The organism is Thalassotalea ponticola (genome assembly GCF_041379045.1).
Taxonomy (GTDB): Bacteria; Pseudomonadota; Gammaproteobacteria; order Enterobacterales; family Alteromonadaceae; genus Thalassotalea_A; species Thalassotalea_A ponticola.
The window spans coordinates 2773234-2796615 of record NZ_CP166871.1 but is presented as its reverse complement, the minus strand read 5'-3'; the positions used below and the strand labels follow the sequence as shown (position 1 = coordinate 2796615).

Here is a 23382-nt window from a genome sequence, read left to right as displayed (position 1 = left end):
GGCTATGGGCTTTAGACAGGGTAAATTGCAGCACGCATATTTGCTGCATTCACGACCTTATCGCGACAACAGTCGCTTGCTCAATGTATTTACCCGTGACGAAGGGCATATTAGTGTTATCGCCTATTCGTCATCAAAGGGCAAAAATAACAAAGCCGGATTTTTACAACCGTTCGCACCGTTGGAGCTCGAACTAAAAGGCGATGGACCATTAAAAATTTTAGGCCAGGTTGAATATGCGCAAAAGAGCTTGGCCTTAAAACAACAACAATTGTACAGTGCCTTTTATATTAACGAGTTACTAGTCAGGTTACTGCCGGAAAACATCAACGCCGATAGCCTTTTTGCAACTTACGCACAGACGCTTCACGCCCTCAATGAGGGGCACCCCATCGAACCTACCTTGCGATACTTTGAAATCGCACTACTTGAGGAGCTCGGCCAGGGCCTCGACTTTGCTGTTGTTGACGAATTAGCGCTACAGCACACGCAGTCGACAATACCTGATAACGCCGAGGATGAGTTCGCGCTAAAAGAGCCATCAGCAATGTATTTCAATCAGGGAGAATACTATTATCACTATCGCTCTGAACAAGGCTTTATCTTAGCTGAAAATTATCGCGAAGCTCGCTATCCGGGTTCCCATTTACAGTGTATTGGTGAGCTAGAATTAACCGATGCAAATGTATTAAAGACGTGTAAACAGTTGATGCGTCAGTTGCTTAACTTACAATTAGGCGGTAAGCCATTACACAGTCGACGATTGTTCGCTAACTATTTAAACAAAGGTAAAACATGAACGATATTTTCTTAGGGGTCAATGTTGATCACATAGCCACATTGCGCCAAGCACGAGGCACCACCTATCCCGATCCAGCACATGCTGCAGCGGTCGCTGAGCACGCTGGTGCCGATGGTATTACCATTCACTTGCGCGAAGACAGACGCCATATCAATGATCGCGACGTCGAGGTGATGGCGCACACGATACAAACCCGTATGAATTTAGAAATGGCGGTTACCGAGGAAATGCTCGATATCGCTTGTCGAATCAAACCCGCCTTTGTCTGCTTAGTGCCTGAAAAGCGAGAAGAGTTAACAACGGAAGGCGGCCTTGATGTCGCCGGTCAACTGACTAAAATTACCGATGCGGTTTATCGACTGGCCAACGCCGGTATTACGGTGAGCTTATTCGTCGATGCCGATGAAAAGCAACTGGATGCCTGCAAGCAAAGCGGCGCGCCGTTTATTGAAATACATACAGGTCATTACGCCGATGCAGAATCAGAGCATCAGCAAGCGTGTGAACTGGATAAAATAAAGCACGGGGTTGCTTATGCAACCAAACTCGGCTTAAAAGTTAACGCGGGACACGGCTTGCACTATTTTAACGTCAAACCGATTGCTGCTATCGATGACATTATCGAACTCAATATTGGTCATGCGATTATTGCCCGCGCAGCAATTGATGGCCTAGAAAAAGCCGTTCGCGATATGAAGCGTTTGATGGTTGAAGCGCGCAGTGCGCAAGTTGGTGGTTAATCCCGATGTCAGTGCTGGGAATTGGCAATGACATCGTTGAAATTCAACGTATTAGCGAAATGGCTGAGGCCGTTCAGGAGCGTTTAGCCAAACGGGTGTTAACGCCAAGAGAGTATCAACGCTATGCGTCTCTTAGTTTTAAGGCTCCGTATCTGGCCAAGCGTTGGGCGGGTAAAGAAGCAGCAGCTAAAGCCCTCGGTGTCGGTATTGCCGATGGTGTGTCCTTCCAACATTTTGATATTGTCAGCTTAGAGTCAGGGCAGCCGACGCTGGAACTGACCGGTCGCGCTCAAGAGCTTGCTCAGCAGATGGGCGCCCGTCATATCCATATCAGTTTATCTGATGAAAAGCACTACGCGTTGGCGTTTGTGGTGTTATCTCGATAACGCCACAAACTGACTAAACAGCCGCGTACAATACTTACTATTGGGTCAATGCTTGGCGACTTGCGGTCGCTAGCAATAAGTGTTTATGGTCGAGTATCGTATCGACTAAATCAAACAGTTCAAACAATTCTGGCTCAACCTGCTTTATTGATGCGGTGAGTTTAATTTGCGTTTCTAATTCATTGACCAGTTGCTCTAGACGCGACAAGCCTACGTAACAACACGCACCGTTTAATTTGTGAATCACACTCGCGAGACTGTTGACGTCGTTGATCTCGATGTAATGTTTAAGCTCACTTACCGTCGGCTCTAATGAGTCAATCAGCATGGTCAACATCTCCACTGCTAGTTGCTGATTGTTACCACTGCGTTTTATCGAAAGTGACAGGTCAAAATCGATGCCCAAGTTAATTAAACTGTTATCCGCAACGGCCGGCGTCGAGCTGACTGTTGGCTGTTCATATTTGCACAGCAATTTGTCTAACAAGTTATCATCAATCGGCTTGGCTAAATAACCGTCAAAACCGGCAGCGATAAATTGCTCTTTTTCTCCGGCTAAGGCATGAGCCGTCACAGCGATAATCGGCGTTTGGGTGTTAATGGTATTGGCGCGAATTTTTTGCATCGCTTGCGAGCCATCCATGACAGGCATCTTTATATCCATCAAGATTAAGTCGTACTTGTGATCACTGCAGTAAGTGACCGCTTTGCGCCCGTTGTCTGCGGTATCGATTTCACTGACCTTATTGTGTAGCAAACTGGTGAGCAGCTTTAAGTTGGCTTCATTGTCGTCTACGGCGAGCACTTTCATTGCTTTTACATCATTTGTTTGCGGCAATTTGAGACGACTGGCAATCGAGGTTGGCTCAGGTGTGTGCTGCAATGCCCGGCGTAGCTTTTTATAGGTTACCGGTTTACTGAACACGTGTGTGGCACCGGCATCAATGAACGCCTCTTTTAGCGGTAGAGATGATGAGTTCATGGCGACGATCAATGGTACGTCGTGTATGGCGCCTGCGGTGGAGGTGATCAGCTGTTTAATGGCGCTGATATTGGCAGGGGTAACTTGTACACCCAAGACCACATAGTCGAACGCTTGTTGGGTTAGCGCTTGATACAACTCCAACTGGTCACTACAGGTGGTTATTTGCATCTGCCAAAAACTCAATTGACGGCAAATCGCTTCACGCGTACTCGCTTTCGACTCAAAAAACAATATTCGTTTTTGTGCCAGTTCAAGTGGCTCAATAATGGCGTCAACAGGCAGTTGGTTGATGCCACTGACAAACTTAAAGCGAAATGTCGATCCCTCTCTGATCTTACTTTCAAAAGTGATTTCACCACCCATTTTATCGGCTAGGCGTTGAGCAATAACCAAACCAAGGCCTGTGCCTCCATACATACGGGTTATATTGTTATCGGCTTGGTTAAAGGCTTCAAACAGGGTTTTTGCCTGCGCCTCTGAAATCCCGATTCCGGTATCTTCAATATCGACGGTAATGGCGATCTGGCTATCTTCGAGTAACTGATAATCAATCACTACAGCGACGTGGCCCTGTTCGGTAAATTTAATCGCGTTATTAATTAAGTTAATTAACACTTGCTTAATACGCAGCGCATCGCCAATCAGAGAGTTGGGTAATTGCGGGTGAATGTTAATTGAAAATTCTAAGCCTTTATTATTGGCTGACTCGGACAGCAGTGACACCGATTCATCGATAACATCGCGAAAGTTAAATGGTACCGCCTCTAAAATCATTTTGCCGGAGTCGAGCTTAGAAAAATCAAGAATATCATTGATGATAGAAAGCAAATTATTTGCCGACGTTTCAATGGTCTGTAAAAAGTCCTTTTGACTCGCATTTAATTCGGTCTTGTACAGTTGGCGAGTAAAGCCAATAACCCCATTTAACGGGGTGCGCAGTTCATGTGACATATTGGCCAAGAACTCTGACTTGACTTGGTTTGCCTCTATAGCGCGGCGCTTTGCCAGTTCCAGTTGTACGTTTTGCGTTTCAAACTGCAATAAGTTTTGTCGCAATTCTTGAGTCGAGTGCTCAATATTCATTTCCATGTCGCGTTGCAAGTCACTTAGAGTTTGCGACAAGCTATTGACGCCTAAACGCAGTGTTTCCAACTCGTCTTCAAATGGCTGATGCACTTTCGCTTCGGTGTCACCTTGGCGAATCTTTACCAGACATTGATTCAGCGCGGATAAAGGTTTGAAAATTAAGCGCACGATTTGTTGGCTGTATAACATCGACAGCAGGACGGTGAGCACAAGGCTTGCAAACGCAAGGGCAAACGCCGAACGCATTTGTGCCTGATAGGGCAGTTTACTGACCTCAAACACCACATAGCCCAGTGAGTTATAACGAAAATCAAGACGGTTGTCGCCGACGCCTTCTTTGACTATCGGCACATAATACAAGTAACTACCCGGTGTTTTATAGATGCGAATGTTGTTAAAACTGGTGTCGTTTTTATTTTGATAATCGCTGTTTAGTAGATGCTCTTCGGGAACGAACGTCGGTGTCGCATTGTATAACACCGTGTTGTCATTACTCACTACCGCTAAATTTTTTATCAGTTCATTGTGGCGTGATAACACGTAGTGGTATATCGGTTTTAGGTTCTCTAATTTGCCAGACTCGATGATCAATCGAGTTTGCATTGTCAGCACATCAACTAAGGTGCTGGCTTTGTCTTCGATGTGTTTATCGACCGTGGTATAGCGGTCCCAAGCGTAAAATAAACTCAGTCCAGAACCGACAACAAGTAGTGGGATAACAGTGAGTAGGATAAGCCTATCCCTAAGCGTTATTTTCATAATAATTTTGTTCTATACGTGTTAGACTGATACTCTCTAGTTGCCTGTCTATAATGACAGTTTTTGCAGCAAAGTTATAGTAAAAATGCGCCGTGAAATCCTATGGTTAAAATATATCAACCCAAATCTATTAAGCGCCCTGCAAAGCAGTCGCTAACGCTAACCGTTGAACGACTCGATCTCAATGGCGATGGCGTGGCTCAATATCAAGGAAAACCAGTCTTTGTCAGTCAAGCACTACCCGGAGAAACGGTGCAAGCGCGCATTGTTGAACAGAAAAGCAAATACCTTCGCGCGGTGACGACACAGGTCAACACAGCAAGTGATACTCGGATTGAAGCGGCATGTCCGCATTACTCGCAATGTGGTGGGTGTGATTTACAACACGTCGATTACGCACAGCAAGTGACATTTAAGCAGCAAAAAGTCGCAGAGCTGTTTAAGCGTCAAACCAAGCTATCTCAGTTGCCCTGGCAGCCGCCGTTGTTATCGACACCTTGGCACTATCGACGCAAAGCGCGCATTGGCGTGCAGTACAACAAAGCAGGTGAGCTCACTTTGGGGTTTAGAAAGCGCCAGTCAAATGTGCTGACTGGGGTAAATTCGTGTTTGGTACTGCCCGAGAACATCAGTAAATTGTTGAAACCGTTACAAGGCGTTTTGGCCACTGTCGCGCCGAGTAAAGCGATAGGCCATTGCGAGTACATCAAAGCGCAGCGCGAGGTATTACTGTTGCGTGTGCTAAAAAAATTAGATCAACAATCACTTGCTCGGTTAGCTGATTTTGGCCAACAACACGACGTGCAGGTTATGCTCGACAACGGCCGCCAAGTGACGACCTTAGACGGAGAAGACGCGCCTCGCTTAACGGTTGATGTCGATGGATGCTCACTCGAATTTGGCTATGCTGATTTCTTGCAAGTTAACGCCGAACTCAATGAGACGATGGTCAAACAAGCGATTGACTGGTTCGAACTTGATAAAAGCGATAATGTACTCGATTTATTCTGTGGTTTTGGTAATTTTAGCTTACCAATGGCAAAACGGACTCACTGCGTTGTCGGTGTTGAAGGCGTCGACGCGATGGTTGAACAAGCACAGCACAACGCTCGGGCAAACAAGCTAAGCAATTGTCGATTTTATCAGGCGGATCTCAATGATCCGAACGTTGATTGGCCGTGGTTAGACGATTATCGAGCGCAGCGATTTAACAAGGTGCTGCTTGATCCTGCGCGCGCTGGAGCGTTCGGCGCTATGCAGCGCATTGTGGCGATGAATCCGGATTCAATTGTCTACGTATCCTGTGATCCTGCGACGATGAGTCGCGATAGTTTAGTGTTGTTAGAGCACAATTATCGGCTTGAGAAAATAGCTATCATGGATATGTTTGCCCAGACTCGCCATGTTGAAACAATGGCTTTATTTGTAAAAGTTGAGTAGGAATTTTAATGGTATCGGTGCGTAAATCACATCAGCTATCAACGTCAAATTTTGATAGTCACTTGGCGCAATTAAACTTGCCCAAAAGCAAGCACGAAGCGTTAACCCAGGCCTTTGCTCAGTTAGCGGAGCAATTTGAGCAGAGCCCTAATTGCCAGGTTAAAGCCACGGAAATGGTGGAAATATTAGCGTCGTTAAACATGGACGAAGAGTCGCTCGTTGCCGCTATGCTGGTTCCGTTATTTGACGCCAAGCAGATATCGCTAGAGCACATCGAACTGCAATTTGGCCCCGCCATTTGCACCTTAGTTGACGGTGTTCATCAGATGGATGCCATTCGCAGCTTGCAACAGCCAAGTGGCTCGCACTTTGGCAGTATGCAAATTGATAACATTCGCAAGATGTTGTTGTCTATGGTGGCAGATGTGCGCGCGGTGGTGATCAAACTGGCCGAGCGAGTGTGTAATTTACGCGAAGTTAAAAACAAGCCTGAAGATGAAAAAGTCTTAGCCGCCAAAGAAACGGCAAATATCTACGCGCCACTTGCAAATCGCCTTGGTATTGGTCAAATCAAGTGGGAATTGGAAGATATATCATTTCGCTATTTGCACCCTAAAACCTACAAGAAAATTGCCGAACTACTCGATGAAACGCGGTTAGAGCGCGAACAGTACATGGTTGATTTTGTCGCCAGTGTGCAACAGCAGCTCGATGCGCTAGGTATTAAAGGAACCGTTTACGGGCGGCCAAAACACATTTTTAGCATTTGGAAAAAAATGCAGAAAAAGTCTCTCGACTTTGATCAGTTGTTTGATGTGCGCGCGATTCGAATTATCGTTGAAAAACTGCAGGACTGTTACGGAGCCCTAGGAGCTGTACACACCTCATGGAAACACTTGCCAAGTGAATTTGATGACTATGTAGCGACGCCAAAAGCCAACGGCTATCAATCGATCCACACTGTGGTGTTCGGACCGAGTGGCAAAACCGTAGAGATACAAATTCGCACCCAGCAAATGCACGATGATGCCGAATTGGGGGTCGCTGCCCACTGGCGCTATAAAGAGGGCAGTGCCGGCGGAAAAGACGGTGGTTTTGACGAGAAAATCAACTGGTTGCGCAAACTATTACAGTGGCAAGAAGACGTACAAAGCTCGGATGAGCTGGTAGATGAAATTCGCAACGAAGTATTTGAAGACCGAATTTACGTGTTTACCCCGAATGGCGATGTCATCGATTTACCCAACGGTGCAACCCCGCTCGACTTTGCTTACTATATTCACTCCAATGTCGGCCATTGTTGTATTGGCGCTAAGGTCGATGGTCGCATCGTGCCATTTACCTACAAGTTACACACCGGTGAACAGGTCGATATCTTAACCAGTAAGCAACCGAACCCCAGTCCCGACTGGGTTAACCCGTCGCTCGGTTACATCTTTACCGCCCGTGCACGCTCTAAAGTTCAGAGCTTTTTTAAGTCGTTAGATCGCGACAAACACGAACAAAACGGCAAAGAGTTACTAGAGCAAGCGCTACACAAAAACGAGTTACAAGATGCTGATTTAAAACCGGTGCTGAGAAAATTCAATGTCAAATCAATAGCTGATTTACACGTTGCAATAGGCTCAGGTCACGCCAAGGTTATCCAAGTCGTTAACGTGTTAAAAACCATCGCCAATCGGGCCAAGACCAAAAACGATATCGATCCGAAAATGGTGATCAAAGCCAATACACAAAAATCCGCGGTGGACGACAATGGTATTACTGTTTCAGGAGTAGGTAACTTACTGACACATATGGCTAAGTGTTGCCATCCTGTGCCGGGAGATGAGATCTTAGGCTTTATTACTCACGGTCGAGGTATTAGCGTGCATCGACGCAGTTGTGAACAGTTGAAGCAGTCGTTACAGCAAAGTCCTGAACGACAAGTCGAGGTCCAGTGGGGCGAGACGTTTGAGCAACACTACCAAGTTGAAATCAAAATCACCACTGGTGAGCGACAAGGCTTATTACGAGACTTAACCACAGTGATTGCCAACGAAAAAGTTAATGTTTTAGACATGTCATCGCGTTACGATGCGCGGTTGAGCTGCAATGACATTCGCTTTAAATTGCAATTGGCCAATATTGACGTGTTATCGCGATTGATAAATAAATTAGATCAAATTGATGATGTAATTGCCGTTGAGCGGTTGCGCAATTAACAAAGGGGCGGTTCAGGTGACCAACAAACAAGTAGATTTAACTATGTTAGCCGCACCCAGCAGTATTGAAAAACTGGTGTGGATTATGAGCCAACTGAGAGACCCTCAACACGGCTGTCCGTGGGATAAAAAGCAAAGTTACCAAACTATTGTTCCATATACTCTGGAAGAAGCGTACGAAGTTGCCGAAGCCATCGACAAACAAGATTACCAAGAGCTTGAAAAAGAGTTGGGCGATCTGCTGTTTCAGGTGGTTTTTTACGCACGCATCGCCGAAGAAGAACAGCGCTTTGATTTATCTTCGGTTATCGACGCGATTTGTGAAAAGCTGATCCGTCGTCACCCGCACGTTTTTACCGATCAACAGTTTGCCTCGGAGCGAGAAATTAAAGCCAATTGGGAAAATGAAAAAGCCAAAGAGCGAGTTGAAAACAATCAACAAACCTCAATGCTAGACGACATTCCCAACGCGTTACCGGCGCTTATGCAAGCCACCAAAATTCAAAAGCGCTGCGCCCACGTCGGTTTTGATTGGCCCGATATTGACGGTGTCCTCGATAAAGTGAAAGAAGAACTCGCCGAAGTTGAGCTGGAACTCAGCCGCAGTCAACGCGACCAAGCGGCGTTGCAAGAAGAACTCGGTGATTTGCTGTTTGCCGTGGTCAACTTAACTCGCCACTGCCAAGTCGATGCAGAGCAAGCGTTGCGCCATGCCAGTGTTAAATTTAAACAGCGCTTTGCTTATATCGAACGCTATCATCAACAGCAGGCGTTAGATATTCATCAATCGAGTCTGGAATTTTTGGAATCGCTGTGGGTAAAAGCTAAACAACACAGTAACAGCGAGATATCCTAATTTTCGCTCAGGGGTAATGACTTATCTTTATCGGTTGATGATGTCACCGTTTCATCTTTACCGGTTCTAGCTGACAACTTAAAGCTCACCTATTCCTACTTACCGCTTAGCTTATCGCTTACAGCTTACCGCGTACACGCCAATTGACCTGATTAGCTCGCTGTTTATTGACCTTGTATCGTCGCGACAATGCGACGCGCACCAGAGTGATTGCGGTGCTCGCACAAGTAAATGCCTTGCCACGTGCCCAGCGCTAACTGCCCGTTAGTAATGGGCACGGTCAGCTGACAACCAATAGTCGATGATTTGATGTGCGCCGGCATATCATCACTGCCTTCGTAATCGTGTTGGTAATAGGGCGCATCTTCTGGAACAAAGCGATTGAAGTGTTGTTCTAAATCACTGCGCACCGTTGGGTCAGCATTCTCATTTATGGTCAGCGACGCCGAACTGTGTTGTAAAAATAAATGCAACAGGCCAACGTCGTATTGGCTTATTTGCGGCAAGGCTTCGATGACCTGGCTGGTGATTAAATGAAAACCGCGCCGCATCGGGCCAAGTTCAAAGGTGTATTGTTGCCAAGACATGGTTAATTTCCTCATTCGTTTTTTGCACAATTAACAGAGTCAACTATTATGCAAGGATATGTAAAAAGCATATTGTTGTCTAAGTTGGCTTTTGTTACAATAACGCCCCGTCCTGCTACTTGAGTAGCTAACTGTAACTGAGCGCGTATATTCTGTCTGATAGCCAGTTACAGACACACGATTTCTGTTAATTCCTTAATTCCGGGTTTCACATGACAACGAGATATATTTTTGTAACAGGTGGGGTAGTTTCTTCCCTTGGTAAAGGCATTGCTGCAGCATCAATGGCGGCGATTCTGGAAGCTAGAGGCCTGAAAGTAACCATACTTAAACTAGACCCTTACATAAATGTTGACCCGGGAACGATGAGTCCGATTCAGCACGGTGAAGTGTTTGTTACCGAAGATGGTGCCGAGACCGATCTCGATTTAGGTCACTACGAGCGTTTCATTCGCACCAAGATGACCAAAAAGAACAACTTTACCACCGGTCGAATTTACCAAGACATTCTTGCTCGCGAACGTCGTGGTGAATTTTTGGGTGCCACAATTCAGGTTATCCCTCATATCACCAATGATATCAAACGTCGCGTAATCGAAGGCGCTGAAGGCTACGATGTGGCGATGATTGAAATTGGTGGCACGGTTGGTGATATCGAATCGCAACCGTTTTTAGAAGCGATTCGCCAATTAGGCGTTGAACTAGGGCGTGAACGCGCAATGTTCATGCACCTAACACTTGTGCCTTATTTAAAAGCAAGTGGCGAGATCAAAACCAAGCCAACGCAACACTCGGTTAAAGAATTGCGTTCGATTGGTATTTTCCCAGATATTCTTGTCTGTCGCAGTGAAGTGGCGATTCCAGCCAACGAACGCGCTAAAATTGCCTTGTTCTGTAACGTACCGGACAATGCGGTTGTGGCCATGCGCGACGTGGACAGTATTTACAAAATTCCTGCGCTATTGAAGTCGCAAGGTACCGATGAACTGGTTTGTAAGCGCTTTGGTATTGATGCACCTGAGGCCGACCTGCACGAGTGGGAGCGAGTGTTATATCAAGAGGCTAATCCCAAAGGCGAAGTCACGATTGGTATGGTTGGTAAATACATTGAATTACCTGATGCCTATAAGTCGGTAAACGAAGCATTGGCACACGCCGGCCTGAAAAATCAGCTTACGGTGAACATCAAGTATATTGATTCACAAAGTGTTGAGGTACGCGGCGAAGAAGAACTTCAAGGTCTCGATGCGATTCTCGTTCCGGGAGGTTTTGGTGAGCGCGGTGTTGAGGGCAAAATCTCAACGGCAAAATTCGCTCGTGAAAACAATATTCCATACTTCGGTATTTGTTTAGGTATGCAAGTGGCGTTAATCGAATACGCGCGTAACGTTGCCGGCCTTAGTGATGCTCACTCGACTGAGTTCAACAGCGACACGCAATATCCTGTGGTCGGTTTAATCGAAGAGTGGCTAGACGAAGAGGGCAATGTTGAAACTCGCGATGAAAACTCTGACTTAGGCGGTACAATGCGTCTTGGTTCACAGTTATGTCACTTGGTTAGCGGTACCAAAGCGGCTGATATATACGGCGCAGAAAGCGTATACGAGCGTCACCGTCACCGTTATGAAGTGAATAATCACTATCGCCAAAAGCTGGAACAAGCTGGTTTGGTATTCTCTGGCTTGTCGCAAGATAAGAAATTGGTAGAAATGATCGAAATCCCAGGCCATCCGTGGTTTGTTGCAGGTCAGTTCCATCCTGAGTTCAATTCTACGCCACGTGATGGGCACCCATTGTTTGAGAGCTTTATCGCAGCAGCGTTTGCGAATCAACAAAATAACAAAAATTAATTTATACTAAGCCGTAGTCAGTTTGGATTGCGGCTTTTTTTTCGGTCTTTCCACGATCACATCATTTGACCATTTAAGGTAGGTAAACATGTCAGAAATAGTTAAGGTTATTGCCCGTGAAGTAATGGACTCTCGCGGCAACCCTACAGTAGAAGCAGATGTTCGTTTAGCATCAGGAGCCTTTGGGCGTGCTTGTGCACCTTCTGGTGCATCGACTGGCTCGCGTGAAGCGCTTGAATTGCGCGATGGTGACAAAGCGCGTTATTTAGGTAAAGGCGTGCTAAATGCTGTTGCGGCTGTTAATGATAAAATCGCACCGGCTTTGTTAGGCAAAGATGCTCAGCAACAAGCGCAAATTGATCAGATAATGATTGATTTAGACGGTACTGAAAACAAAGAAAACTTTGGTGCAAACGCCATTTTGGCGGTGTCTTTAGCGGTGGCTAAGGCAGCTGCTAACGACAAAGGTGTGGAATTATACGAGCACATTGCCGACCTTAACGGTACCTCGGGTCAGTACTCTATGCCAGTACCAATGATGAATATCCTCAACGGTGGTGAGCACGCTGATAACAACGTTGATATTCAAGAGTTCATGGTTCAACCGGTAGGCGCTCCATCATTTAAAGAAGCGCTGCGCATGGGCGCTGAAATTTTCCATCAACTGAAAAAGGAATTAAGTGCGAAAGGCTTAAATACAGCGGTTGGTGACGAAGGTGGTTTCGCACCAAACTTAGCCTCGAATGAAGAAGCGCTGTCGTTAATCGAAACTGCAGTAGCAAATGCGGGCTACAAAATGAACGAAGATGTGACATTGGCTCTTGATTGCGCTGCGTCTGAGTTCTACAAAGACGGCGTTTACGATCTTGCTGGTGAAGGCAAGCAGTTTGACTCTGCTGCGTTTGGTGATTACTTAGCCGATCTTGCCGCTCGCTACCCAATCGTTTCTATTGAAGATGGTCTTGACGAAAGTGACTGGGATGGCTGGAAACTGTTAACCGATAAAATCGGTGACAAAGTACAGTTGGTAGGTGATGATTTATTTGTTACCAATACCAAAATTTTATCACGTGGTATTGAACAAGGCATCGGTAACTCAATTTTGATTAAATTTAACCAGATCGGTTCGTTAACCGAAACGTTGAATGCGATTAAAATGGCCAAAGACGCAGGCTTTACTGCCGTTATTTCACATCGCAGTGGTGAAACCGAAGACGCGACAATCGCTGACTTAGCCGTAGGCACTGCAGCGGGACAAATTAAAACTGGCTCGTTGTGTCGCTCAGACCGCGTTGCTAAGTACAATCAATTGTTACGCATTGAAGAGTTTCTTGGTGATAACGCTATTTACAACGGACGCAGTGAGATTAAAGGCCAGTAATTGAGCAACAACACCTCGATGATTGGCGCTTAGTGCGCAGTCAAAACCGCTCTTTGTGAGCGGTTTTTTTATACCTTATTTTCTGACGAGCAACGCTCAGTGTGATACACATTAACAGCGGCAAAACATCTCCATTGTAAATAACGTCAATTAGTTTATTATTTAATCAAAGGTCAATAATAAAGTATAAAGACCTGATTCAAATGACGTATTTTGATAAGGGTAAGGATGATGCGAGATTTACTAGCCGATGCATTGCAACACTCGGCGCAATTCTCAGAATTGTGTAGCGCATTATATGAGCGAGAAATTCAGTGGTTGGCTAAGCAGCCTAGCGATCATTTAGCCTCAATTCAGGGGCGGTTAAAAAGCTTGCCTTATTATATCAAGCGCACCGCCGGTTCGCTGTTGACTAGCGACAGTCCGCTCACTCTTGATTTGCACAATGCCAGCTGGCAGCAAAAACAAGCGACTAAACTACCCGATCAACATCAAAGCGCGCAGCAAGTCAGTCAGTGGTATCTAAAAAAGCCTGTGCCATTAGGTTTAGTGGTACCGGTTTTGGTATGCACTGATGACCGTTTTTACGTCATACTCGATTGCATAGATCGCATCGACTCCACTCAGTCGCGCATTCGCCTAAACGTTAGTAGTTGGTATACCCTAGCGCCCGAGCTGAGCAACAACAATACCCAGTACCAATTGCTTAAGCCGACCAAAAAAGCATTTGCGGCGGCGTGCAGTGGTCACCAATGGCAAGGTAACAAGCCGATCAGGCCGCGCCTGTTATCACTGCGAGAATTGTTATTGTCCTGTCAAATCAATTGGCAAGACATGCGCAAAACAGCACCTATTCAAACTGATCGTTATCACTGAGTACCCTCTACTGCGTTTTTAATCCACAAACTGAATAGAATATCATTTAAATGATGGACTTGTGATTTGGGCATTTTATAATGTGTTTATCATCTTAAATAACAACAGTGCTAGGCATGCGAATAATTACTACCGTTTTGGTTATCTTTTTAGTCTTGCTGCAATACCGTTTGTGGTTTGGCAAAAACAGCGTGCCTGATTATTGGCAACAGGTTGCAAGTATTGATGAGCAGTTAAAGGTTAACAAACAATTGCGTCAACGCAACCAGCTGGTATGGGCCGATATTGAAGATTTGAGAAATGGCTTAGAGGCTGTCGAAGAGCGAGCTCGCAATGAGCTCGGTATGATCAAGGGTGGCGAAACCTTCATCCGCGTAATTCCGCAAGAGAAATAATTTTGACTAACACGACCGATCAACAAGGCTACACTGTGGTTGTTCCAGCCGCGGGTGTCGGATCTCGAATGCAACAACCGTTGGCCAAGCAGTACTTGCACATTGATGGCTTAACAATTATCGAACGCACGTTAACACGCTTGCTCAATCACCCCAAAATAGATCGGGTTATTGTCGTCTTAGCTGAGCACGATCAATATTTTGCGACACTGCCAATTGCGCAACACCCTAGGGTGAGTACCGCGGTTGGCGGTAAGGAGCGGGCTGACTCTGTACTTGCCGGATTACTGGCCATGCCCCCTCAGCGTTGGGCTATTGTTCACGATGCCGCACGACCGTGTGTAAGCCATGAGGACATCGATAAGCTCATTGAGTTTTGTCAACTCCATCAACAAGGTGCCATTTTAGCTTCGCCGGTGCGCGATACGATGAAACGAACCAATAGCGCCAATCAAATTGACCGCACCGAAGAGCGAGCTGGCCTTTGGCACGCGCTTACCCCGCAAATGTTTGAGCGAAATATGCTGATTAACGCATTGCAAACAGCGTTAACAGAACAGGTGCCAATTACCGATGAGGCGTCAGCGATCGAGTATGCGGGACAAACGGCTCACGTCGTATCGGGACGCGAAGATAATATTAAAATCACGCGCCCAGCAGATTTGCCATTGGCAACATTTATATTGCAGCAACAGGAGTCGATATGCGAATAGGCCACGGTTATGACGTTCACAAATTTGGCGGCCAAGGGCCGGTCACACTAGCGGGAGTTCAAATCGCACACGATAGCGGTTTTATTGCCCACTCTGATGGCGATGTTGCTATCCATGCACTGTGCGATGCTATTTTAGGCGCCTTGTGCTTGGCTGATATTGGCAATCACTTTCCCGATACGGACAGTGCGTTTGAAAATATCGACTCGCGTATCCTGCTGCGCCATGTGGTTAAACTAATGCGCGACAAGGGCTATAAGCTTGGCAATGCCGACATTACCATCGCCGCCCAAGCTCCTAAAATAGCCCCACATTTGCAGGCAATGCGTCAATGTTTAGCCGGCGATTTACAGACTTCAATGGACAATGTCAACGTCAAGGCAACTACCACAGAAAAACTTGGCTTTGTCGGTCGCAAGGAGGGGGTTGAAGTGCATGCTGTCGTACTACTCGTGGAGTGCACTAATGAATAACCCAGTTCACTTGTATGGGCCGCCGCAAGCAACCGGCGATCTGCGCACTCAAGCTGAAGACTTTAAGGTTACCGAAATATTGCCATTTAGCGCTTCGGGCGAAGGTGAGCACTTATTGATAAAAGTGCGTAAAAGCCAAGCCAACACCGTTTTTGTCGCCAAACAATTAGCGCGTTTTTTTAAGGTGAAACCACACCTTGTAACCTACGCAGGTCTTAAAGATCGGCACGCCATAACCGAGCAATACTTTGGCGTTCACGTACCTGGCAAACAACAGTTTGATGTATCGACCTTTGAGTTACCCGGCGTTGATATACTGTCGTGCCAGCGGCATAACAAAAAACTGAAAACAGGAGCGTTGTCAGGTAATCGCTTTGTTATCACCCTGCGCAACGTGGATAATCTAAAAGACATTCAGCGCCGTTGGCATTACATTGTTGAAGACGGCGTTCCCAACTATTTTGGCGAACAGCGCTTTGGCATCAATGGCAACAATCTAACGGGCGCGTTGCAGTTATTTGCCGGGCAACGGGTCCACGATCGCAACAAACGCGGCTTTTATTTATCTGCGGCTCGCTCGCATGTGTTTAATTGTATGTTGGATGCGCGCATACGAAAAGGTCACTTTAGCAAGCCGATGCAAGGCGATGTGTTTATGTTAAGTGGCAGTCGCAGTGTATTTCATTGTGAGCAAGCGGATGACACCATAGTTCAGCGTATCGCACAAGGCGATATCGCCCCGACGTTACCGCTTTGGGGACAAGGTGAATTGATGACCACAGGCCAAGCCAGAGCGTTTGAACAAGCCATTGCTGATGAGTTATCAAGCTATTGCCGCGGTTTAGAAAAGTTTGGTTTGAAACAAGAGCGCAGAACGATGGCGCTGTTTGTCCAAGACGCGCAATTAGACTGCCATGAATCCACAGTTACCGTCAGCTTTACTTTACCGGCGGGCTGTTTTGCGACGACTGTACTACGCGAACTCATTAACTATACCGATATCAGCAAAAGAGAACACAACAATGAAGATACTGATCAGCAATGACGATGGCGTCAGCGCCAAAGGCATTAAAGTATTGCATCAACACTTGAGTGTGTTTGCCGATACCAAAGTCGTCGCCCCTGATCGCAATTGCAGTGGTGCGAGTAATTCTTTAACGTTGCTAAATCCACTGCGCACCCAGCAACTTGACAATGGCTTTATCAGTGTTAACGGCACGCCGACTGATTGCGTTCATTTAGGTATTAGCCAATTGTATGAGCAGCAACCTGATTTGGTTGTCGCAGGTATCAACCACGGCGCCAATTTGGGTGATGATGTGCTTTATTCAGGTACTGTTGCGGCGGCAACTGAGGGACGTCATATGGGGTTGCCTGCGGTTGCGGTGTCTTTAGTGGGCGCCAACGGTGAACACTTTGATACTGCCGCTGTGGTAGTGGCTCAATTTATCAAGCGACTACAGCAGCACCCGCTTAAAAACGACCAAATTATTAACATCAATGTGCCTGATGTGCCATTGCACCAGTTAAAGGGCATTAAAGTGACCCGTCTTGGCCATCGTCACAAAGCAGAAACCATGAAACGCATGCAAGACCCCTGGCAACGGGATATCTATTGGTATGGTACGTTGGGGGCTGAACTCGATGCTGGACCAGGTACTGATTTTCACGCCATTGCTGAAAATTACGCATCGGTAACACCGCTAACGGTGGACATGACCGCCTATAACAGTATGAACGATATGAAAGATTGGATAAACGAATTAGAACTATGAATGCAACTCGACGAATAAGTGGTAAATCGTTACGCAGTGGGGAGCGTCTGGCTCAGCAACTTCATCAACAGGGGATCACTAATCCACAGGTACTAAGCGTTATTGCCTGTACTCCGAGGCATCTATTTGTGCCTGAAATTCTCGCCCATAAGGCGTATGACAATACCGCCTTACCAATAGGGCAAGGGCAAACGATTTCGCAACCCTATATTGTCGCTAAAATGAGTGAGTTACTGCTAGCAGACAACGCACCGCAAAACAGTGTGTTAGAAATAGGTACCGGCTCGGGCTATCAAACGTCAATTTTAGCTCAGCTATTTGATCAAGTGTATTCGGTAGAGCGTATAAAGTCGCTACAATTTCAAGCTAAACGCCGCTTGCAAAAATTGGATTTGCACAATGTACAAATGAAACACGGCGATGGTTGGAAAGGGTGGAAAAACAAAGCGCCGTTTAAAGCCATCATAGTGACCGCAGCGGCCAGTGAAATTCCACAAGCACTGGTTGAGCAATTAGCCGACGGCGGCAAGTTGATCATTCCCGTAGGCGAGGCACAGCAAACGTTAAAGCTGGTTGAGCGTCATGGTGATAGCATACAGGTTAAAAATATTACAGCGGTGCGTTTCGTGCCACTCGTTGCAGGAGAGTTGTTGTGAAGATCTTCTCGGCCCTTTACCAGTGGACCATGCGTTGGGCAACGCATACCGCCGCACCGAAGGTTTTAGCGGTGTTGTCGTTTGCCGAATCGGTATTTTTTCCCATTCCCCCGGATGTACTATTAGCCCCAATGGTGTTGTCAAAACCGGAGCACGCATGGCGGTTAGCAGGGATAACCACCTTGGGGTCGGTATTAGGTGGCGTCGTTGGCTATTTTCTCGGTTATTGGTTATTCGAACCAGTCATTAAGCCTTTGTTAATTGATTTTAACTATATGGGTAAGTTTGAACACGCCATGCAATGGTTTCAGCAATACGGAGTATGGGTTGTGTTTATAGCCGGCTTTTCACCTATTCCATACAAAGTGTTTACGTTAAGCGCCGGCTTTTTACAAATGCTCTTTTTACCGTTTTTATTAGCTTCAGCGGTTGGTCGGGGAATGCGTTTTTATTTAGTTGCCGCATTAATTAAAGCCGGTGGTGCAAAAATGGAACACAAGCTTCGCAACAGTGTTGATGCCATCGGCTGGGGGGTCGTTATTCTGGCCGCAATATTGTATGTTGTATTTGGCTGATTTAATTTTACATGTAAAGTGAGCTAACTGTATCAAACGGCGTGTAATTATTGTGCTGTTTGACAACATGAGCGGTTCTCTGTTTTAACTAGGTAGCGAAGTAACTTGCGATGATTAATAACCGAAAACAAAAACGCATAACGCCTGGCTTAGCAATGCTGGTAGGGGTTGGTTTGTTATCAGCCTGTGCTGAGCGCACCAAGCCCGCACCGGTTGTCAACTTGTCAAATCACGTTGTCGCAAAAAAACAGCTACCCCCCATTGATAGCGAGCGTTATAAAGTGAAAAAAGGGGAAACCCTATACTCTATTGCATTTCGCGCAAAAACGGATGTGCGAGCTCTGGCACAACTGAACAATTTAAAACCGCCTTATCACATTTACCCCGATCAAATATTGCTCTTATCCGCAGCCAGCGCAGCAGTTGCGAGCCCTGCAGTAACGGCTAAAAATAACTCAGTAAGTGCGCAAAAAATAATCAAAAAAACGGTTGCAAATGACAAACCCAAAGAGTATGGTGTTAAAAAGGAGAGCACATTCACTGCAGTAAAAGTGCCTTCTTTGAAACAAAAAGTAAACGAATGGATTTGGCCTGTTAAAGGTAATATTTTATCTGCGTTTGACACCGCTGATAAAGGCAGCCAAGGTATCGAAATAGACGGTAAACGCGGTCAACCCGTAAAAGCCGCCGCCGATGGTTTGGTTGTGTATGCAGGTAGTGCCCTTAGAGGGTATGGCAATTTAATAATAATAAAACACAATGATGACTATCTAAGCGCTTATGCACATAACGATGAGTTATTGGTTAATGAGCAGCAAACAGTAAGTGCGGGAAAAGTCATTGCGAAGATGGGTAGCACAGGTACCGACCGTACCAAGTTGCGCTTTGAAATTCGCTTTAGAGGAAAATCGGTAAACCCTATGCATTATTTACCGAATTGATGCGTTGATAAACAATAAAAATAACGAGGCAAATGTGATCGATTAATAATAATTTGGGATTAATTGGGAGACGTCGATGAGTAACGTTAAAACTCCAGATGCGACTGCACAAAAAACAGCAGACGCCAATGCAACTGTAATAGTGAAAGACACAGTTAGCGAAGAAACCGTATCAAGTTTAGATGCAACGCAAATGTACTTGAGTGAAATTGGATTCTCGCCATTGTTGAGTGCTGAAGAAGAGGTATTCTTTTCGCGCAAAGCGTTAAAGGGTTGTGAAGCCTCTAGGGCGAGGATGATTGAAAGTAATCTTCGTTTAGTTGTTAAAATCGCACGACGCTATAACAATCGTGGCTTACCGTTACTCGACCTTATTGAAGAAGGCAATCTCGGTCTTATCAGAGCCGTCGAAAAATTTGACCCAGAACGGGGCTTTCGCTTTTCAACTTATGCAACATGGTGGATTCGTCAAACAATAGAACGAGCTATCATGAACCAAACTCGAACCATTCGTCTTCCCATTCACGTTGTTAAAGAACTCAATGTCTATTTGCGCGCAGCTCGTGAGTTGGTGCAAAAACTCGACCACGAACCCACCGCTGATGACATCGCCGCGAAGTTAGACGTTCCCGTTGCAGACGTCAGTAAAATGCTCAAATTAAATGAGCGTATAACATCTGTTGATACCCCGTTTGGCGGTGAATCAGACAAAGCTCTGTTAGATGTTATCGCCGATGAAAAGAGCCAAGGCCCCGAATCTGATTTGCAAGATTCAGACATTCGCCAGAACATTGTTCACTGGCTAAATGAACTCAATTCGAAACAAAAAGAAGTATTGGCACGTCGCTTTGGCTTGCTCGGTTATGAACCGGCGACGCTAGAAGATGTAGGACACGAAATTGGCTTGACCCGTGAGCGGGTGCGTCAAATTCAAGTGGAAGCATTAAAGCGTTTACGCGATATCTTATCGTCACAAAACTTGTCGATAGAGTCGCTGTTTCAAGCTGAGTCGTAATAGAGCAACCGTGCACAGCATTCTGTAGGAAAAGCTCACTCAGCAAGATCGTTTTGATATACAGCGCAATAAACTCAAATACAAAGCCCACTCTCTAAGTGGGCTTTTGTTGTCTAACGGTTACACCTTACACTTCGCGCTGTAATTGATAGAGTAAATCCAGTGCCTGTTTGGGCGTTAACTCATCAACCGATAATTGTTGGATCTGCTGTATCACCGGATGAGGTTCGTTGAACAGATCAATTTGTTCGACTTGCATCGGCGTGCTCGTCAGCACGGTTGGCGTTGACTGACTCTCTAGCTCACTCAAACGCTGCTTCGCTCTATTGATCACCACTTTTGGGACACCAGCGAGCTGTGCAACTTGCAAACCGAAGCTCTTTGAGGCCGCGCCTTCTTGCACAGCATGCATAAACACAATGCTCTCGTCGTGTTCTATTGCGTCTAAATGCACATTGGCGACGTGTGGCATTTGCTCAGCCAGTTGCGTCAATTCAAAGTAGTGGCTAGCAAATAAGGTAAACGCTTGGGTTTTAACCGCCAAATATTCAGCGCACGCCCATGCCAACGACAAGCCGTCATAGGTCGACGTACCGCGGCCTATTTCATCTAAGAGTACCAGAGAGCGCTCGCTGGCATTATTGAGAATATTAGCGGTCTCAGTCATCTCAACCATAAATGTTGATCGACCACTGGCTAAGTCATCAGAGGCGCCAATGCGAGTAAAAATACGGTCAACAATGCCAATTTCCGCGCTGTCAGCGGGAACAAAGCTACCGACGTGGGCAAGTAAGGTGATCAACGCGGTTTGTCGCATATAGGTCGACTTACCGCCCATATTAGGTCCGGTAATTATTAACATGCGCCGTTGGTTGTTAAGTTCAACCGGATTGGCGATAAAAGCATCATCTGTCACTTGTTCAACTACTGGGTGACGGCCGGCACTGATGTGTATACCCGGTTGGTCGGTTAACTTGGGACGTTGATAGTTGAGTGTTTCAGCCCGTTCGGCAAAGGTGTTGAGCACATCTAAGCTAGCGACTGCTTCAGCACAGTGCTGTAATTGTTCTATGTACTGTTCAAATAAATCAAACAACTGCTCGTAGAGGCGTTTTTCAAGGGCCAAAAAACGACTTTGTGCCGAGAGCACTTTTTCCTCGTGTTGTTTTAATTCGTGGGTAACAAAGCGCTCATTATTTTTCAGCGTTTGCCGGCGAATATAATGCTCGGGAACATCCTGAGACTGGGCGCGGCTGATTTCAATATAAAAGCCGTGTACCTTGTTGAAGCCAACTTTTAACGTTTGAATACCGCTGCTTTCTCGTTCGCGGGCTTCCAATTGCTGGAGAAAATCTGTGGCGCCTTGGCTAAGTGACCGAAGTTCGTCTAATTCACTATTGTAGCCAGGTGCAATAACACCGCCGTCGCGGATGAGAACTGGTGGATTCTCAACAATGGCATTATCCAGTAGTTGTTGTAAATATTCTATCGGCGCTACGTCTTCGGCCAATTGCTGCATTAGCGGTGCTTGGCAAAGTGCCGAGAGCTGATGTAATTCAGGCAGTCGCGTTAACGCATTGCGCAACCGGGCAAAATCTCTTGGGCGTGCGCTGCGCAGCGCAATACGCGCGACTATGCGCTCAATGTCGCCAATGCTTTTGATCACCTCATACACATCCTGCTGTAAATCTTGCTGCAGAATATCGGCGATTGCATCTTGGCGTTGTTCAAGTAGGGCGACATCGCGCAGTGGAAAATGCAACCAGCGCTTCAGTAAGCGCGAGCCCATAGCGGAAGCGGTTTTATCGAGCACAGATGCTAAAGTATTGTCATAGCCTCCGGCGAGATTTGTTGTCAATTCGAGATTTTTACGGGTTGCTGCATCTAAAATAACGCCGCTTGAATAGGCTTGAGCCTTGATCGATCTAATATGTGGCAAAGCACCGCGTTGAGTGTCCTTGACGTACTGCAATAAACAGCCAGCGGCACTGAGCCCCAAGGGATAATCGGCGACACCAAACCCAGATAGCTGTTTGGTTTTAAACTGCTCGTTGAGTAGTTTGTTTGCTGTTGCTAAGTCGTATTCCCAATCAGGTCTGCGACGTGTGCCTTTTAAATCATTGATAAGGTCGATAGCGGCAAAGGACTCGGGGTAAAGCAACTCCGCTGGATTGAGACGTTGTAACTCGGCTTGCAACTGCTCACGGGTTTTGGGTTGGCAAATAACAAAACGGCCAGAGCTCATATCGAGATAGGCGATGCCAAACCCTTGATTCGATTTTTCAAACACCGATACCAATAAATTGTCCTGCTTGTCTTGCAGTAGCGCTTCATCAGATAGGGTACCAGGAGTAACAATGCGAACCACCTTTCGCTCTACGGGACCTTTACTTGTCGCAGGATCGCCAATTTGCTCACAAATGGCTACAGACTCGCCAAGTTGCACTAACTTAGCCAAATAATTTTCAACGGCGTGGTAGGGTACTCCCGCCATAGGGATTGCGTTACCGCCCGACTTTCCACGTGCGGTTAGGGATATATCAAGTAAATCAGCGGCTTTTTTCGCATCGTCATAGAATAACTCGTAAAAATCACCCATGCGATAAAACAGCAGTATATTTGGAAACTCCGATTTTATGGTTAAATATTGCCGCATCATAGGCGTGTGATTGGCGTTGTCAGAAAGATGGTTTGTCATGGATTTACTTAAGTTGATCTGTTTGACGAAAAAAAATCAAGGTCAATAAAGGCGCTTTTTCTGCAGTATTGAACCGTGAAATATCTGATGAAATGTGTTCTGTAAAGATGTTAAAATAATCCGCGCAAAAGCGCAAAGACGTTTTGCCAATAATCCTTGTTTATGTAGATTATTGTGAATCAATAGCGA

General features: G+C 46.1%; 21 protein-coding genes. 18 read left to right on the top strand and 3 right to left on the bottom strand.

Features of this window, described 5'->3' with window-relative positions; all coding sequences use genetic code 11:
- The first annotated feature begins 4 nt into the window (after nucleotides 1-4).
- The 3 genes from recO to acpS are packed head-to-tail and all read left to right on the top strand — an operon-like array spanning nucleotide 5 to nucleotide 1928.
- Nucleotides 5-799, top strand: a complete 795-nt coding sequence (gene recO / locus ACAY30_RS12175) for a DNA repair protein RecO (protein WP_290250976.1) — start codon at nucleotides 5-7, stop codon at nucleotides 797-799.
- The gene (gene pdxJ, locus ACAY30_RS12170) at nucleotides 796-1542 is read left to right on the top strand and encodes a pyridoxine 5'-phosphate synthase (RefSeq protein ID WP_290250977.1); all 747 of its coding nucleotides are present in this window, start codon (nucleotides 796-798) and stop codon (nucleotides 1540-1542) included. Before recO ends, pdxJ begins: the two co-directional genes overlap by 4 nt.
- 5 nt (nucleotides 1543-1547) lie before the next feature.
- Nucleotides 1548-1928, top strand: a complete 381-nt coding sequence (gene acpS, locus ACAY30_RS12165) for a holo-ACP synthase (RefSeq protein ID WP_290250978.1) — start codon at nucleotides 1548-1550, stop codon at nucleotides 1926-1928.
- Nucleotides 1929-1965: 37 nt separating this feature from the next.
- Here the strand turns inward: acpS and barA are convergent, their stop codons facing one another.
- On the bottom strand, nucleotides 1966-4758 hold the full coding sequence (gene barA, locus ACAY30_RS12160) for a two-component sensor histidine kinase BarA (RefSeq protein ID WP_290250979.1): 2793 nt from the start codon (nucleotides 4756-4758) through the stop codon (nucleotides 1966-1968).
- Nucleotides 4759-4860: 102 nt separating this feature from the next.
- On the opposite strand from barA, the gene rlmD reads away from it, so the two are divergent.
- Genes rlmD through mazG form a run of 3 tightly spaced genes read left to right on the top strand, consistent with a single transcriptional unit; the run spans nucleotide 4861 to nucleotide 9258 of the window.
- Nucleotides 4861-6198 (top strand): 23S rRNA (uracil(1939)-C(5))-methyltransferase RlmD, encoded by a 1338-nt coding sequence (rlmD, locus tag ACAY30_RS12155; RefSeq protein WP_290250980.1) that lies wholly within the window; start codon nucleotides 4861-4863, stop codon nucleotides 6196-6198.
- Nucleotides 6199-6206: 8 nt separating this feature from the next.
- Entirely contained in the window at nucleotides 6207-8402 is a 2196-nt protein-coding gene (relA, locus tag ACAY30_RS12150; RefSeq protein ID WP_290250981.1) for a GTP diphosphokinase, read from the top strand.
- Between the two features lie 16 nt (nucleotides 8403-8418).
- Nucleotides 8419-9258 carry a nucleoside triphosphate pyrophosphohydrolase gene (gene mazG, locus ACAY30_RS12145; RefSeq protein ID WP_353958581.1) on the top strand — a complete coding sequence of 280 codons (840 nt, stop codon included), beginning with the start codon at nucleotides 8419-8421 and terminating at the stop codon, nucleotides 9256-9258.
- A gap of 164 nt (nucleotides 9259-9422) precedes the next feature.
- Here the strand turns inward: mazG and ACAY30_RS12140 are convergent, their stop codons facing one another.
- Nucleotides 9423-9845 (bottom strand): secondary thiamine-phosphate synthase enzyme YjbQ, encoded by a 423-nt coding sequence (locus ACAY30_RS12140; protein ID WP_290250982.1) that lies wholly within the window; start codon nucleotides 9843-9845, stop codon nucleotides 9423-9425.
- A gap of 212 nt (nucleotides 9846-10057) precedes the next feature.
- Here ACAY30_RS12140 and ACAY30_RS12135 point away from each other — a divergent pair, with 212 nt between their 5' ends.
- The 12 genes from ACAY30_RS12135 to rpoS all read left to right on the top strand — a co-directional run bounded on the left by ACAY30_RS12135 (nucleotide 10058) and on the right by rpoS (nucleotide 20495).
- On the top strand, nucleotides 10058-11695 hold the full coding sequence (locus ACAY30_RS12135; RefSeq protein ID WP_290250983.1) for a CTP synthase: 1638 nt from the start codon (nucleotides 10058-10060) through the stop codon (nucleotides 11693-11695).
- 88 nt (nucleotides 11696-11783) lie between these two features.
- Nucleotides 11784-13076: a phosphopyruvate hydratase gene (eno, locus tag ACAY30_RS12130; RefSeq protein ID WP_290250984.1), complete on the top strand. Its 1293-nt coding sequence runs from the start codon at nucleotides 11784-11786 to the stop codon at nucleotides 13074-13076.
- A gap of 228 nt (nucleotides 13077-13304) precedes the next feature.
- Nucleotides 13305-13952: a hypothetical protein gene (locus tag ACAY30_RS12125; RefSeq protein WP_290250985.1), complete on the top strand. Its 648-nt coding sequence runs from the start codon at nucleotides 13305-13307 to the stop codon at nucleotides 13950-13952.
- Nucleotides 13953-14068: 116 nt separating this feature from the next.
- The gene (gene ftsB, locus ACAY30_RS12120) at nucleotides 14069-14347 is read left to right on the top strand and encodes a cell division protein FtsB (RefSeq protein WP_290250986.1); all 279 of its coding nucleotides are present in this window, start codon (nucleotides 14069-14071) and stop codon (nucleotides 14345-14347) included.
- A gap of 68 nt (nucleotides 14348-14415) precedes the next feature.
- The gene (gene ispD / locus ACAY30_RS12115; protein ID WP_371190283.1) at nucleotides 14416-15060 is read left to right on the top strand and encodes a 2-C-methyl-D-erythritol 4-phosphate cytidylyltransferase; all 645 of its coding nucleotides are present in this window, start codon (nucleotides 14416-14418) and stop codon (nucleotides 15058-15060) included.
- Complete coding sequence (ispF, locus tag ACAY30_RS12110) at nucleotides 15051-15533, top strand: 2-C-methyl-D-erythritol 2,4-cyclodiphosphate synthase (protein ID WP_290250988.1); 483 nt, start codon at nucleotides 15051-15053, stop codon at nucleotides 15531-15533. Before ispD ends, ispF begins: the two co-directional genes overlap by 10 nt.
- Nucleotides 15526-16578, top strand: a complete 1053-nt coding sequence (gene truD, locus ACAY30_RS12105) for a tRNA pseudouridine(13) synthase TruD (protein WP_290250989.1) — start codon at nucleotides 15526-15528, stop codon at nucleotides 16576-16578. Before ispF ends, truD begins: the two co-directional genes overlap by 8 nt.
- Nucleotides 16556-17308 (top strand): 5'/3'-nucleotidase SurE, encoded by a 753-nt coding sequence (surE, locus tag ACAY30_RS12100; RefSeq protein ID WP_290250990.1) that lies wholly within the window; start codon nucleotides 16556-16558, stop codon nucleotides 17306-17308. The genes truD and surE overlap by 23 nt, the downstream gene beginning before the upstream one ends.
- Nucleotides 17305-17964, top strand: coding sequence for a protein-L-isoaspartate(D-aspartate) O-methyltransferase (locus tag ACAY30_RS12095; protein ID WP_290250991.1), 660 nt, complete (start codon nucleotides 17305-17307; stop codon nucleotides 17962-17964). The genes surE and ACAY30_RS12095 overlap by 4 nt, the downstream gene beginning before the upstream one ends.
- Nucleotides 17961-18539 carry a YqaA family protein gene (locus ACAY30_RS12090; protein ID WP_290250992.1) on the top strand — a complete coding sequence of 193 codons (579 nt, stop codon included), beginning with the start codon at nucleotides 17961-17963 and terminating at the stop codon, nucleotides 18537-18539. The genes ACAY30_RS12095 and ACAY30_RS12090 overlap by 4 nt, the downstream gene beginning before the upstream one ends.
- A 110-nt stretch (nucleotides 18540-18649) precedes the next feature.
- The gene (locus tag ACAY30_RS12085; protein ID WP_290250993.1) at nucleotides 18650-19480 is read left to right on the top strand and encodes a peptidoglycan DD-metalloendopeptidase family protein; all 831 of its coding nucleotides are present in this window, start codon (nucleotides 18650-18652) and stop codon (nucleotides 19478-19480) included.
- Between the two features lie 76 nt (nucleotides 19481-19556).
- On the top strand, nucleotides 19557-20495 hold the full coding sequence (rpoS, locus tag ACAY30_RS12080) for an RNA polymerase sigma factor RpoS (protein ID WP_290250994.1): 939 nt from the start codon (nucleotides 19557-19559) through the stop codon (nucleotides 20493-20495).
- 127 nt (nucleotides 20496-20622) lie between these two features.
- Here rpoS and mutS read toward each other — a convergent pair whose 3' ends face one another.
- Nucleotides 20623-23193 carry a DNA mismatch repair protein MutS gene (gene mutS / locus ACAY30_RS12075; protein WP_290250995.1) on the bottom strand — a complete coding sequence of 857 codons (2571 nt, stop codon included), beginning with the start codon at nucleotides 23191-23193 and terminating at the stop codon, nucleotides 20623-20625.
- Between the last annotated feature and the right edge of the window lie 189 nt (nucleotides 23194-23382).